We start from the raw sequence: 12,660 nt of genomic DNA, 5'->3' as shown, positions 1-12,660 counted from the left end.
GGCGCCATGGATGGCGCCATCGAGCCCCCATGGATGGGTTTACGGCGTGTCCTGCACAGCCACACCGCCCCGCCATCCCACGGAATACCAGCTTTGGCTGTTGCTTCGGCTGTTGCTGTTGCTTGAGCGCTTCTGCAGGTGCAGGGCGCAGCCCTGCCGAACAACCCTTTACTTGACCTGCACCTCGATCACACCGTCGCCAATACGGGCCTGCAGGGCGTCACCCGGCTGCACCTGGTCGACGTGCCGCACCAGGGCACCGTCGTCGCTGCGGGTCAGGATGCTGTAGCCACGTGCCACAGTCGCCAGCGGGCTGACCGCTTCCAGCGAACGCGCCAGCCCGCGCAGGCGCAGTGCATCGCGTTCCAGCAGACGCTGCATCGCAATCTGTGGGCGCCCGCGCAGGGCAGCCAGGCGGCGCTGCATCGCGTCGAGCTGGCGCTGCGGATGATGCCCGCGCAGCACTGCCGCCGCATGGCGCAGGCGCGCGGCACGGCGTTCCTGTTGCTGGTTGAAGGCGGCATGCAGGCGCCGACCCAGATCCAGTTGGCGGCGGCGCAGCAGGTCCAGCCGTGCCTGCGGGCTCTGTGCGTTCAGGCGCAGCAGGGCACGATCGGCGCGCTGCATCGCCTGCTGCATCGCATGCCGTTGCAACTGCACCATGCGGGCGGCCGTGCGGCGCAGGCGCAGGGCCAGTTCGCGCTGGTCGGGTACCAGCAGTTCGGCCGCCACCGACGGCGTCGGTGCGCGCAGGTCGGCGGCAAAATCGCTGAGGCTGAAGTCGGTTTCGTGTCCCACCGCCGACACCACCGGGGTGCGGCTGGCGGCGATCGCCCGGGCCAGCGCTTCATCGTTGAAGGCCCACAGGTCTTCCAGCGAGCCGCCACCGCGGGTCAGCAGGATCACGTCGTAGCGGCCACTGGCGTCGGCCGCCTGCAGCAGGCGGGTGATCTGCGCGGCGGCACTGCTGCCCTGGACCAGGGTCGGCAGCAGGTCCACTTCCAGCAGCGGGAAGCGGCGGCCGAGCACGCTCAGCACGTCGCGTACGGCGGCACCGGTGGGCGAGGTGATCACTGCCAGGCGCTGCACGTGCGCCGGCAGCGGCCGCTTGCGTGCCGGGTCGAACAGGCCCTCGGCCTCCAGGCGTGCCTTCAGCTCCTCGAAAGCGCGGCGCAGCGCGCCTTCGCCGGCTTCTTCCATGTGGTCCAGCACCATCTGGTACTCGCCACGGGCGTCGTACAGGGTCACCTTGCCGCGCACCAGCACGCGCATGCCTTCGCGCGGCACGAACTTCAGGTACTGCGCCTTCATCCGGAACATTGCTGCGCGCAGCTGCGCACGTGCGTCCTTCAGGGTGAAATACAGGTGCCCGGAGGCAGGGCGCGCCACGCTGCCCAGTTCGGCCTCGACCCAGATCGCCGGGAAGCTGCCTTCCAGCAGGTCGCGGGCCAGGGTGTTGAGCTGGCTGGGGGTGAGGATGTCGTTGTTGCGTGGCTGCATGGGAACGGCGTGCTGCGGGCGGAACGGGGGCTCAGGATCGCACGTCAGCGCACCGTGTGCTGGCCCAGCGCCCACTGCACGTGTTCACGCACCAGCGGCGAGGGATCATCGATGCGGGTATGCAATGCGGCGAGCGCTTCGGCCGAGGACGGTGCATTGCCCAGTGCCACGGCGATGTTGCGCAGCCAGCGTTCATGGCCACTGCGCCGGATCGGGCTGCCTTCGGTACGGCGCAGGAACTCGGCTTCATCCCAGGCGAACAGCTGGTCCAGCCGCGCGGTATCGAGGTTGTTGCGCGCGCGGAAATCGGCTTCGTCGGTACGCTTGGCGAACTTGTTCCAGGGGCAGACCAGCTGGCAGTCATCACAGCCGTAGATGCGGTTGCCGATCAACGGCCGCATCTCTTCGGGAATGGCCCCGTCGTGCTCGATGGTCAGGTAGGAGATACAGCGCCGCGCGTCCAGCCGCTGCGGGCCGGTGATGGCCTGGGTCGGGCAGACATCGATGCAGCGCGTGCAGGTACCGCAGTGTGCTGTGGCCGGTGCATCGATCGGCAGCGGGATATCGATGTAGATCTCGCCGATGAAGAACCAGGAGCCGCCATGGCGGTCGATCAGGCAGGTGTGCTTGCCGATCCAGCCCAGGCCGGCATTGCGCGCCAGTGCGCGTTCCAGCACGGGGGCGGAATCGACGAATACGCGGTAGCCCAGCGGTGCCACTTCATCGTTGATCTGCGTGGCCAGCTTCTGCAGGCGGTTGCGCATCAGCTTGTGGTAGTCGCGGCCCAAGGCGTAACGGGCCACGTAGGCGCGGCCCGGGTTGGCCAGGGTTGCCCAAGCCTCGGTGTCGTCCTTGTGGCTGTAGTCCATGCCCACCGAGATCACCCGCACGGTGCCGGGCAGCAGTTCGGCCGGGCGCGCGCGCAGGGTGCCGTGGCGCGCCATCCAGTCCATCGTGCCGTACAGGCCCTGGCCCAGCCAGTCAGCCAGGTGCGCTTCATCCTCGCCCAGCTCGATGCCGGCGATGCCACAGCGCTGGAAGCCATGCGCACGGGCGAGTTCGCGGATGCGCTGCACGGCCTGGGCCGGATCGACAGGGGCGGGGACGGGGGACATGTGCACCAGTATAAAATCCCCGCATGGCCAACCTTGCCGATCTGTTCGATTCCGCTGCCGCGCGTGCGCTTGATGCGCAGGCCTCGGCGCTGGCCGCCGAGGGCGGTTGGGGCCTGATGGCACAGGCCGGCCAGGCCGCCTGGCAGTGCCTGCTGCAGCATTGGCCGCAGGCGCAGCGGATCGGCGTGGTGGTTGGTGCGGGCAACAACGGCGGCGACGGCCATGTGCTGGCTCGCCATGCGCTGCAGGCCGGACGTGAGGTGACGGTGATCGCCTTGCCGGGGAAGCCACCGTCAACCGCGCTGGCACAGCGTGCAGCATCGGAATTCACATCCGACGGCGGCACCCTCACCGATTTCGACGGCGCGCTTCCCGAGGCCGATATCTGGGTCGATGCCCTGTTCGGGCTGGGCTTCGATCGCGTGCCGGAGGGCGTGGCTCAGACGCTGATTGCCGCGCTCAACGCGCAGGCGGCACCGGTTCTGGCGCTGGACGTCCCCAGTGGCGTGGATGCCGACCGCGGCGCCGTACCGGGCGACGCGGTGAGGGCGGCGCTGACCGTGCAGTTCATCGTGCCGCATCGCGGGCTGTACACCGGCGATGCGCTGGACCATTGCGGGCGGAAGGCGCTGGCGCCGCTGCAGCTACCCGCGGCCGCATGGCAGGGCGTGTCACCCGCTGCGCAGCTCTGGACGCAGGTGCGCCTGCCAGCCCTGCTGCCGCCGCGCCGCACCAATACCCACAAGGGCGAATCCGGGCACGTGCTGTGCGTCGGCGGCAACCATGGCAGCGGCGGCGCCATCGCGATGGCGGCCGAAGCCGCCTTGCGCGCGGGTGCTGGATTGCTGAGCCTGGGCACCCGCCGCGACCACGTTGGCCCGTTGCTGGCGCGGCTGCCCGAAGCCATGACCCATGCACTGGAAGATGGTGACGCGCTGCCGGCACTGCTGGACAAGGCCAGGGTGGTGGCGATCGGCCCCGGTCTGGGCCAGGACGAATGGGCGCGCGCACTGTTTGCGCGGGTGCTGGCCAGCGCCAGGCCACTGGTGGTCGATGCCGATGCACTGAACCTGCTGGCGCAGGATCCGCGCGCGCTGCCCGGCGCCATCCTTACGCCACACCCGGGCGAGGCCGCGCGCCTGCTGGGTTGCAGCACGTCTGACATCCAGGCCGATCGCTTCACCTGCGCACAGGCACTGGCCGAGCGCTTCCACGCCGTGGTGGTGCTGAAGGGCGCCGGCAGCATCGTCGCAGCGCCGGGGCAGCGGCCACGACTGATCGCGGCTGGCAATCCCGGCATGGCCGTGGGTGGCATGGGAGACCTGCTGACAGGCATCATCGCCAGCCTGCGTGGGCAAGGCCTGGCCGCCTTCGATGCCGCCGCCGCTGGAGCGCTGCTGCATGCGCTTGCCGGCGACGTCGCTGCCGCCGACGGCGCGCGCGGCCTGCTTCCAACTGATCTGCTGTCGCCGCTGCGGCGACTGGCCAACCCGGAACTTTCCCGATGATCGATTTCTTCCTTGCCGACAGCGATGCCACTGAACTGCTCGGGCAGTGGCTGGCCGCCACCCGACCGCCGCAGGCGCTGGTCGAACTGCGCGGCGACCTGGGCGCCGGCAAATCCACCACCGCCCGCGCACTGCTGCGCGCACTGGGCGTGCAGGGGGCGATCCGCAGCCCGACCTACACCCTGGTCGAGCGCTATCCGCTGGCCAGCGGTGGCGAGGCCTGGCATCTGGATCTGTACCGGATCGGCCAGGCCGGCGAGCTCGATTTTCTCGGGCTGGACGAGGGCAGCGCGGTGTTGTGGCTGGTGGAATGGCCGGAACGCGGCGCTGGCGCGCTGCCGCCGACCGACCTGGTGGTGGCGCTGGAGATCGAGGGGCAGGGGCGTCGCGTCCGTCTCACTGGAGCCAGCGACGTCGGGCATGAATGGCTGGAACGGCTCCCCCAAGGGGGCGACTTGCAGGCCATTTCTGTCGGCTGACGAGAACAAACACCGGCAGGTTACGGATTATTAAGGAAAAAGGTGTTGCATTCCGTTCAGCGCGGTGATTGAATCCTGAGCCATGCGCCCGGGGAACCGTCTCATTGCCATCTGTGCCGCCGTCGGACTGAGTCTGGCGAGCGTCAGTGCGTGGGCCGGTGAAGTCCGTCAGGTCCTGCTGAATACCGGCGCCACCGGCACCCGTGCCGAGATCTCGCTGGTCGGCAGTGGCGGTTACAAGACCTTGTCGCTGGCCGGACCGAACCGCCTGGTGGTCGATTTCCCGGACTCCAGCGCCATACGCAACCTGAAAATGCCGGCCGCGCAGGGCGTGGTCACGGCGGTGCGTACCGGACAGCCGGTGCCGGGGACCTTCCGTGTCGTTTTCGACCTCGCTGAATCGGTGGCGCCGTTCCGCCCACAGATGCAGCGCGAAGGCAATGAATCCAAGCTGGTGATCGAATGGCCGGGCGATGGCCCGGCCGTGGCCGCCAGCCGCCCGCCAGCGACGCCGGCGGTGCAGCCGCAGGCACCGGTCAACACGCCCGCACCGACGCCGGCCGAGAGCGCGCAGTCGCGCAACGACGCCGCGCGCGCCACCGCGCTGTTGACCGCGCAGGTACAGCAGCAGGCCAGCGCCGCCGCTGCCACACCGGCCACTCCGACCCCGGCCCCGTCCACTGCACCGGCCCAGGTCGCGGCAGCGGGCACGGCTGCCAGCAGCACGCCGTCCGCATCGCCGGCTGCCATCCTTGCCGGCCAGCGTACCGCCGCCGTGGTAACCACGCCGCCGGCCACAGCGCCTGCACCGGTTCCAACCACGGTGGTGCCACCGCGTCCGGCCATGCCCAGCGATGCCTCGCGCATCCGCATGCAGGCTGGCATGCGCCACCTGGTGGTGGCCATCGATCCGGGCCACGGCGGCCAGGACCCCGGTGCGATCGGCCCGACCGGCAAGCGCGAGAAGGATGTGACCCTGGCCGTAGCGCGTGAGCTGGCCCGTCAGGTCAACGCGACGCCGGGCCTGAAGGCCTACCTGACCCGCGACAGCGACGTGTTCATTCCGCTGCCGATGCGCGCGCAGAAGGCGCGTGCGAACAAGGCCGACATCTTCATTTCGATCCATGCCGACGCGGCGGAAAACCGTTCGGCCACGGGCTCGTCGGTGTACGTGCTGTCGACCAAGGGCGCTTCTTCGCAGCGCGCCCGCTGGTTGGCGGACAAGGAAAACGCGGCCGACCTGGTCGGTGGCGTGCGCCTGCAGCAGACCGAAGGCACGCTCGCCAACGTGCTGCTGGATCTGGCCCAGAGCGGCTACATGAAGGCGTCCGAGGACGCGGCCGGCCATGTGCTGGGTGGCCTGAAGCGGATCGGCAACAACCACAAGCCGAACATCGAGCGCGCCAACTTCGCGGTGCTGCGTACTTCGGACATGCCGGCGATGCTGGTGGAAACCGCGTTCATTTCCAATCCGGATGAAGAGCGCCGCCTGATCGACCCGGCCTACCAGCGCAAGATCGCCGGTGCGGTACTGGACGGTGTGCACACGTTCTTCAGCCGTCAGCCGCCGCCGGGCACGTTGTATGCCGCCCGGGCCCAGGCCGAGATCGACGCCGCCGGCACCATGGCCGGCGGCAGCAAGTAACCCGCCGAAGGCGGGTTACTGCTTTCTGTAGAGTCGAGCGGCGCTCGACTGGGCCTTCCCGGTAGCCCGTCAGTCGAGCATGGCTCGACTCTACCCTCGGCCGCTCCGTTATCATCCCCGCATGACGTCTGCTACCCATCCGCGCCCGATCCGGCCGTTGCCGGAGATCCTCATCAACCAGATCGCCGCTGGCGAAGTGGTCGAACGTCCCGCGTCGGTGGTCAAGGAGCTGGTCGAGAACGCGATCGATGCCGGCGCCAGCCGCGTTGATATCGATCTTGAAGAGGGCGGTGTCCGCCTGATCCGCATCCGCGACAACGGCAGTGGCATCGCACCGGAACAGTTGCCGCTGGCGGTATCGCGCCACGCCACCAGCAAGATCGCCGATCTGGACGATCTTGAATCGGTGGCCACGCTCGGTTTCCGGGGTGAAGCGCTGCCGTCGATCGCCTCGGTCAGCCGCTTCACCCTGTCCTCGCGTCGCGCACATGACGAACACGGTTCGGCGCTGCAGATCGAAGGCGGCAAGATCGGCGAAGTGACGCCCCGCGCGCATGCGCCGGGCACCACGGTGGAAGTGCGCGAGCTGTTCTACAACGTACCGGCGCGGCGCAAGTTCCTGCGCGCCGAGCGCACCGAGCTGGGCCATATCGAAGAATGGCTGCGTTCGCTGGCGCTGGCGCGGCCGGATGTCGAACTGCGCGTCTCGCACAACGGCAAGGCCTCGCGTCGCTACAAGCCGGGCGATCTGTATTCCGATGCGCGATTGGCCGAAACGCTGGGCGAGGATTTCGCCAACCAGGCCGTTCGCGTCGACCACAGCGGTGCCGGCCTGCGCCTGCACGGCTGGATTGCGCAGCCGCATTATTCGCGCGCCAGCGCCGACCAGCAGTACCTGTACGTCAACGGCCGCTCGGTGCGCGACCGCAGCGTCGCCCATGCGGTGAAGATGGCCTATGGCGACGTGCTGTATCACGGCCGCCAACCGGCCTACGTGCTGTTCCTGGAGCTTGACCCGACCCGCGTCGACGTCAACGTGCACCCGGCCAAGCACGAGGTGCGCTTCCGCGACTCGCGGCTGGTGCATGATTTTGTCTACCGCACGCTGAAGGATGCGCTGGCCGATACCCGCGCCGGCATGTCGGTGCAGGACATCGGCGCCGGCTCCGCGCATCCGGTGGATGCAGGCGCGGCACCGATGGTCTCCAGTGCGGGTGCCTCCGGTTTCGGTCTGGTACGCGGTGCCGCACCGGGTGCCGGTTCGAGTGGTGGCGGTGGTGGATTCTCGGGTTGGCGCCCGCAGCAACCGCTGGGATTGCAGGTGGCCGATGCACCGGCGGCTTATGCCGCGCTGTATGCCGCACCGGCCGGCGCCGAACGCGGTGCTGCGCTGCCGCCGATGCCGACCGAGAACGGGCTGCCGGTCACCAGTGCCGACGCTGGCGTGCCACCGCTGGGCTACGCGATCGCGCAGCTGCATGGCATCTACATCCTGGCCGAGAACGCCGAAGGCCTGATCGTGGTCGACATGCATGCGGCACACGAACGCATCGGTTACGAGCGGCTGAAGAACGCGCACGATGGCATCGGCCTGCAGTCGCAGCCGCTGCTGGTGCCGATCACGCTCGCAGTGGGCGAGCGCGAAGCCGACACCGCCGAGAATGAAAGTGAAACCCTGGCCGCACTCGGCTTCGAAGTGACCCGTGCCGGTCCCGGTGCGCTGCACGTGCGCAGCATTCCGGCGCTGCTGGCGCATGCCGAACCGGAAGGCCTGCTGCGCGATGTGCTGACCGACCTGCGCGAACACGGCCAGAGCCGGCGCGTGGCCAGTGCACGCGACGAACTGCTGTCGACCATGGCCTGCCATGGCGCGGTGCGCGCCAACCGGCGCCTGACCGTGCCGGAAATGAACGCGCTGCTGCGCGACATGGAAATCACCGAGCGGTCCGGCCAGTGCAACCACGGCCGGCCGACCTGGGCCCGTTTTTCGCTGGCGGAGATCGACCGCTGGTTCCTGCGCGGACGTTGAGGGGAGCATCGATGCGTTATCGGGGAATGGGCGGCCTGCTGGCCGCTTTGGTGTTGGCCGCCTGCAGCCCGGCGACGCCGCCGGCACCAGCCTCGGCCGCGGAGGATCCGTCCTATGCCGCCGAGCAGCAGCAGTGGCGGGTGGCACGCTATCAGGACCTGACCCGGCCCGATGGCTGGACCGCGCTGGTCGGCCTGCACTGGCTGCAGAACAAATCCCACTTCGTCGGCAGCGGCGCGACCAATGGCATCCGCCTGGCGGTTGGGCCGGACAAGCTGGGCCTGCTGCGCCGTGAAGGCAGCCAATGGTGGTTCACGCCCGAAGCCGGCGTGGATGTCAGCCATGATGGTCAGCCGGTGCGCGGCCGCATCCGCATCGACACCGACAAGGATCCGCGGCCGACGCTGCTGGCGTTCGATGGCGGCAAAGGCCAGCTCAGCATCATCCGCCGCGGTCCGCGCGATGCGCTGCGGGTCAAGCACGCCGAAGCGCCGGCACGTCGCGATTTCGGTGGGCTGGAGTACTGGCCGGGCGGCCCGGACTGGCAGGTGCAGGCGCGCTTCATCGCGCACCCGCCGGGCAAGACCCTGCCCATCGTCGACATCACCGGCCTGACCACCGAAATGCCCAATGCCGGCGCGGTCGAGTTCCAGCGCGATGGCCGCAGCTGGCGGCTGGAGGCGATCGGTGCGCCGGGGCAGCCGCTGTTCCTGATCTTTGCCGATCGCACCAGTGGCCGTGGCAGCTATCCGGCCGGTCGCTATCTGGATACCGATGCCCCCGCTGCCGATGGCACCGTGCGCATCGATTTCAACCATGCCTACAACCCACCGTGTGCGTTCACCGCCTACGCGACCTGCCCGTTGGCGCCACCGGAAAACCGGTTGGACCTGCGTGTGGAAGCGGGCGAGAAGGCGTACCACCTGCCTGAAGGAGAAGGCTGATATGCCGATCAGATCCCTGTTGCGTGCCACCGTTCTGTTGGCGGCCTGTGCGCTGGCACCGCTGGTTGCAGCGCGTACCGTGCAAGCCGATACCACTGGCGCAGCGGCGGCCAAGCCGCCGGTGCCGTTGCTGTGGAAAGTGACCGGTCCGGGCGATTCGCGCCTCTACCTGCTCGGTTCCTTCCACCTGCTGAAGCCGCAGGACTACCCGTTGTCGCCCGATGTCGAACAGGCGTTCGAGGCTTCGCAGCGGGTCGTGTTCGAACTGTCGCCGGAAGACATGCAGTCGCCACAGTTGGCCAGCCGCATGGTGCAGGCTGCGGTGCGCACCGATGGCAGCGAGCTCAAGCGCGATCTGGATGCTGCGACCTGGCAGAAGCTGCAGGTGTTCGCCACCGAAAACAAGCTGCCGCTGGCGCAGATGCAGGGGATGAAGCCGTGGTTTGTCGGCCTGAGCATTTCGGTCGGGCAGATGCAGAAGCTGGGCTTGGACCCGGCACTGGGCCTGGACCGTCACTTCATGGAGCGTGCGCAGAAGACCGGGCGCAAGACTGCGGGACTGGAAGACATCGACACCCAGATCGGCATGCTCGACGGAATGACGCTGCAGGAACAGCGGCAGATGCTGGCCGAAGCGCTGGACCAGGCCGGCAAGGCCGACGAGCAGGCACGCCAGCTGCACGACGCCTGGCGCCGCGGTGACGAGCGCGTGCTGTGGACCCGGATGGCGGCGGAAATGCGCCAGCAGTATCCGCAGCTGTATCAGCGCATCAATACCGGCCGCAATGACGCCTGGGTGCCGAAGCTGCTGCCGTACCTGCAGGCAGGGCAGGGCGGTACGCTGGTGGTGGTCGGCACGCTGCACCTGCTGGGCAACGACGGCGTGGTCGAGAAGCTGAAGGCGAAGGGTTACAAGGTCGAGCGCGTATGCACGGGATGCAAGGCGAAACGCTGACGTATCGTTGGCGCGATGCCAAACAAAACGGCGCGCCAGGGGCGCGCCGTTTTCGTATCAGCCGTTGCAGCAGCTCAGCGGCGGGTCTTGCCGCCGGTGCCGGTGCCCGGTTCGTTCGGCTTGTTGCCGGTACCTGCGCCGGTTCCCGTTCCGGTGCCGCCCGGACGCGGGCCACCGAAGCCGGTGCCCATGTTGCGCTGGAATTCCTGCCACAACTCCAGGTTGCGCTCGGTCAGCTGGTTCATCATCGCCCACGGGGTCTGGCCCAGCAGGTTGCCCATCTGCTGGCGGAACTGCTGCTGCTGGTCGAGGAAGACCTGCATGCTGCGCTCCAGGTAATTGCCCATGAAGCCCTGCAGGGAATCGCCGTAGAAGCGGATCAGCTGGCTCAGCAGCTGGGTGGACAGCATCGGTTCGCCGTCCTGTTCCTGGTCGGCGATGATCTGCAGCAGGACCGATCGCGTGAGGTCGTCGCCGCTCTTGGCGTCGCGGACTTCGAAGTCTTCACCGTCCAGGATCAGCTGGCGCACGTCCTCGATGGTGATGTAGCTGGAGATCTCGGTGTCGTAGAGACGGCGGTTCGGATACTTCTTGATGATGCGGGTCGCAGCCATGAAGCGGTACTCGTCACAGTAGACGCGCAGCATGGCGCAGTGCAGCAGCCGTTGCAACCGCCTCAGCCCCCGCCAGGCTTGGCTTTCGGCGGCGATCATGTTGCGCAACAAGGGTTTGCGTGCTGCGCAGCATGACTCTTGGCAGGGGCCGGCGGCGTTCGCCGCGATGGCCCGCTGCGCGGCTTACCAACCCATATGGTGGCCGCCGTTGATGTCCAGGTTGCTACCGGTGATCCACGAGGCTTCATCGGCGACCAGGAACGAGACGCCGTAGGCGATTTCCTCCGGCTTGCCCAGGCGTCCGGTGGGGATGTCGGCGATGATCTTGGCACGCACCTCCTCCGGCACCGCCATCACCATGTCGGTAGCGACGTAGCCGGGCGAAATGGTGTTGACGGTGATGCCAAAACCGGCGTTCTCGCGGGCCAGCGAGATGGTGAAGCCGTGCATGCCGGCCTTGGCCGCCGCGTAGTTGGCCTGACCGTACTGGCCCTTCAGGCCGTTGATCGAGCTGATCTGGATGACCCGGCCCCAGCCGCGGCGGCGCATGCCCTCGATGACCGGACGGGTGACGTTGAACACCGAATTGAGATTGGTGTTGATCACATCGTGCCACTGGTCCGCGCGCATGCGGTGGAAGGTGGTATCGCGGGTGATGCCGGCGTTGTTGACCAGGATCTCGACCGGACCCAGTTCGGCCTCGACGGCGCGCACCAGCGCTTCGGCGCTGTCCGGATCGGAGACATCGCCCGGGAAGATCGACACGCTGTAGCCGCGTTCGGTCATCGCCTGCTGCCAGGCGCGGGCCTTGGCCTCGTCGCGGTAGTTGGTGGCGACCCGGTGGCCCTGGTCGGCCAGGCGTTGGCAGATGGCGGTACCGATGCCGCCGGTTCCGCCGGTGACCAGTGCGACGCGAGATGTCATGGAGTGCTGTCCGGGTATCAGGTGGGGGAAGGGTGATTCTGCAACATCGGCGCGGAAAGTGCGCCGGCCGGCAACAGGATGTCGCTACGCGGCAACCGCGCCGGGTCGAAGGCCTGTCGAGCGGTGGCCAGCAGCGCGTCCAGATCGTGTGCCTGCGCCAGCGCCTCAGGGGCTTGGCCGAGCAGCTGCCAGAGCTGGCGCAGCACCGGCAGCGGACGTGCGCTGTCCACCGGCAGCGCCGCCAGTGACTTGGACAGCTTGTGGCCCGGTGTATCCAGCAGCAGCGGCAAGTGCCAGTAGCGCGGCACCGCCAGGCCCAACGCCTGCTGCAGCAGGATCTGCCGTGCGGTGGAGTCGAGCAGGTCGGCCCCGCGCACCACTTCGGTCACCCCCTGCGCGGCGTCATCGACCACCACCGCCAGCTGGTAGGCCCAGCAGCCATCGGCGCGGCGCAGCACGAAGTCGCCGACCTCGGCATGCACGTCCTGCTGCTGCGGGCCGCGCAGGCCATCGTCGAAGTGCACAAGGCTGCCGGGCGGCACGCGGAAGCGGACGGCCGGGTCCGGTCGTGGTTGCCGGGCGACGCAGCGATGATGGATGCCGCCGCCGGCGGCAAGGTCGCTGCGGCTGCAGTGGCAGACAAAGGCCTGGTCGCTGGCGAGCAGTTCATCCAACGCGGCCTGGTAGGCCTCGCCGCGCGTGCTCTGCCAGAGTACCGGGCCATCGTGGACCAGGCCGAACGCGGCCAGCGCCTGCAGCTGTGATTCCGCTGCACCGGGCACGGTGCGCGGCGGGTCGACGTCTTCGAGGCGCAGCCGCCACAGGCCGCCGTGATGGCGGGCGAGCAGCCAGCTGCCGAAGGCGGCGAGCAGGGATCCGGGGTGGAGCAGGCCGGTCGGCGAAGGGGCGAAACGGCCGCAGGGAATGGGGGAGGTCATGCTGGCTGA

General features: G+C 68.5%; 11 protein-coding genes. 6 read left to right on the top strand and 5 right to left on the bottom strand.

Annotated features, from left to right (window positions below; all coding sequences use genetic code 11):
* Positions 1-168: 168 nt before the first annotated feature.
* Both xseA and queG read right to left on the bottom strand, forming a co-directional pair.
* Positions 169-1,500: an exodeoxyribonuclease VII large subunit gene (xseA, locus tag R1L06_RS14340; RefSeq protein WP_197616069.1), complete on the bottom strand. Its 1,332-nt coding sequence runs from the start codon at positions 1,498-1,500 to the stop codon at positions 169-171.
* A 44-nt stretch (positions 1,501-1,544) separates the two neighbouring features.
* On the bottom strand, positions 1,545-2,615 hold the full coding sequence (gene queG, locus R1L06_RS14335; protein WP_317218042.1) for a tRNA epoxyqueuosine(34) reductase QueG: 1,071 nt from the start codon (positions 2,613-2,615) through the stop codon (positions 1,545-1,547).
* A gap of 23 nt (positions 2,616-2,638) precedes the next feature.
* On the opposite strand from queG, the gene R1L06_RS14330 reads away from it, so the two are divergent.
* The 6 genes from R1L06_RS14330 to R1L06_RS14305 all read left to right on the top strand — a co-directional run bounded on the left by R1L06_RS14330 (position 2,639) and on the right by R1L06_RS14305 (position 10,175).
* Positions 2,639-4,123 (top strand): NAD(P)H-hydrate dehydratase, encoded by a 1,485-nt coding sequence (locus R1L06_RS14330; protein ID WP_317218041.1) that lies wholly within the window; start codon positions 2,639-2,641, stop codon positions 4,121-4,123.
* The gene (tsaE, locus tag R1L06_RS14325; protein ID WP_032130506.1) at positions 4,120-4,602 is read left to right on the top strand and encodes a tRNA (adenosine(37)-N6)-threonylcarbamoyltransferase complex ATPase subunit type 1 TsaE; all 483 of its coding nucleotides are present in this window, start codon (positions 4,120-4,122) and stop codon (positions 4,600-4,602) included. Before R1L06_RS14330 ends, tsaE begins: the two co-directional genes overlap by 4 nt.
* 82 nt (positions 4,603-4,684) lie before the next feature.
* The gene (locus R1L06_RS14320) at positions 4,685-6,247 is read left to right on the top strand and encodes an N-acetylmuramoyl-L-alanine amidase (protein WP_032130507.1); all 1,563 of its coding nucleotides are present in this window, start codon (positions 4,685-4,687) and stop codon (positions 6,245-6,247) included.
* A 121-nt stretch (positions 6,248-6,368) separates the two neighbouring features.
* A complete protein-coding gene (gene mutL / locus R1L06_RS14315) occupies positions 6,369-8,276 on the top strand; it encodes a DNA mismatch repair endonuclease MutL (protein WP_032130257.1) in 1,908 nt (635 codons plus the stop codon).
* A gap of 11 nt (positions 8,277-8,287) precedes the next feature.
* A complete protein-coding gene (locus tag R1L06_RS14310; RefSeq protein ID WP_317218040.1) occupies positions 8,288-9,220 on the top strand; it encodes a DUF1684 domain-containing protein in 933 nt (310 codons plus the stop codon).
* A gap of 1 nt (position 9,221) precedes the next feature.
* On the top strand, positions 9,222-10,175 hold the full coding sequence (locus tag R1L06_RS14305; RefSeq protein ID WP_107431260.1) for a TraB/GumN family protein: 954 nt from the start codon (positions 9,222-9,224) through the stop codon (positions 10,173-10,175).
* A 74-nt stretch (positions 10,176-10,249) separates the two neighbouring features.
* Here R1L06_RS14305 and phaR read toward each other — a convergent pair whose 3' ends face one another.
* The 3 genes from phaR to gluQRS form a co-directional block, all read right to left on the bottom strand.
* Positions 10,250-10,789, bottom strand: coding sequence for a polyhydroxyalkanoate synthesis repressor PhaR (phaR, locus tag R1L06_RS14300; protein ID WP_032130258.1), 540 nt, complete (start codon positions 10,787-10,789; stop codon positions 10,250-10,252).
* 183 nt (positions 10,790-10,972) lie between these two features.
* Positions 10,973-11,713: an acetoacetyl-CoA reductase gene (gene phbB, locus R1L06_RS14295; protein WP_049423910.1), complete on the bottom strand. Its 741-nt coding sequence runs from the start codon at positions 11,711-11,713 to the stop codon at positions 10,973-10,975.
* A gap of 17 nt (positions 11,714-11,730) precedes the next feature.
* Positions 11,731-12,651: a tRNA glutamyl-Q(34) synthetase GluQRS gene (gluQRS, locus tag R1L06_RS14290; RefSeq protein WP_317218039.1), complete on the bottom strand. Its 921-nt coding sequence runs from the start codon at positions 12,649-12,651 to the stop codon at positions 11,731-11,733.
* Between the last annotated feature and the right edge of the window lie 9 nt (positions 12,652-12,660).

This window comes from Stenotrophomonas mexicanensis (genome assembly GCF_032911605.1).
GTDB lineage: Bacteria > Pseudomonadota > Gammaproteobacteria > Xanthomonadales > Xanthomonadaceae > Stenotrophomonas > Stenotrophomonas maltophilia_A.
The sequence above is the reverse complement of the archived record's forward strand: the minus strand, read 5'-3'. Positions and strand labels throughout refer to the sequence as shown.

What these genes read in the sequence shown, in the direction of transcription:
- xseA (WP_197616069.1), bottom strand. Translation starts at nt 1,500, where the DNA reads ATGCAGCCACGCAACAACGACATCCTCACCCCCAGCCAGCTCAACACC.
- queG (WP_317218042.1), bottom strand. Translation starts at nt 2,615, where the DNA reads ATGTCCCCCGTCCCCGCCCCTGTCGATCCGGCCCAGGCCGTGCAGCGC.
- R1L06_RS14330 (WP_317218041.1), top strand. Translation starts at nt 2,639, where the DNA reads ATGGCCAACCTTGCCGATCTGTTCGATTCCGCTGCCGCGCGTGCGCTT.
- tsaE (WP_032130506.1), top strand. Translation starts at nt 4,120, where the DNA reads ATGATCGATTTCTTCCTTGCCGACAGCGATGCCACTGAACTGCTCGGG.
- R1L06_RS14320 (WP_032130507.1), top strand. Translation starts at nt 4,685, where the DNA reads ATGCGCCCGGGGAACCGTCTCATTGCCATCTGTGCCGCCGTCGGACTG.
- mutL (WP_032130257.1), top strand. Translation starts at nt 6,369, where the DNA reads ATGACGTCTGCTACCCATCCGCGCCCGATCCGGCCGTTGCCGGAGATC.
- R1L06_RS14310 (WP_317218040.1), top strand. Translation starts at nt 8,288, where the DNA reads ATGCGTTATCGGGGAATGGGCGGCCTGCTGGCCGCTTTGGTGTTGGCC.
- R1L06_RS14305 (WP_107431260.1), top strand. Translation starts at nt 9,222, where the DNA reads ATGCCGATCAGATCCCTGTTGCGTGCCACCGTTCTGTTGGCGGCCTGT.
- phaR (WP_032130258.1), bottom strand. Translation starts at nt 10,789, where the DNA reads ATGGCTGCGACCCGCATCATCAAGAAGTATCCGAACCGCCGTCTCTAC.
- phbB (WP_049423910.1), bottom strand. Translation starts at nt 11,713, where the DNA reads ATGACATCTCGCGTCGCACTGGTCACCGGCGGAACCGGCGGCATCGGT.
- gluQRS (WP_317218039.1), bottom strand. Translation starts at nt 12,651, where the DNA reads ATGACCTCCCCCATTCCCTGCGGCCGTTTCGCCCCTTCGCCGACCGGC.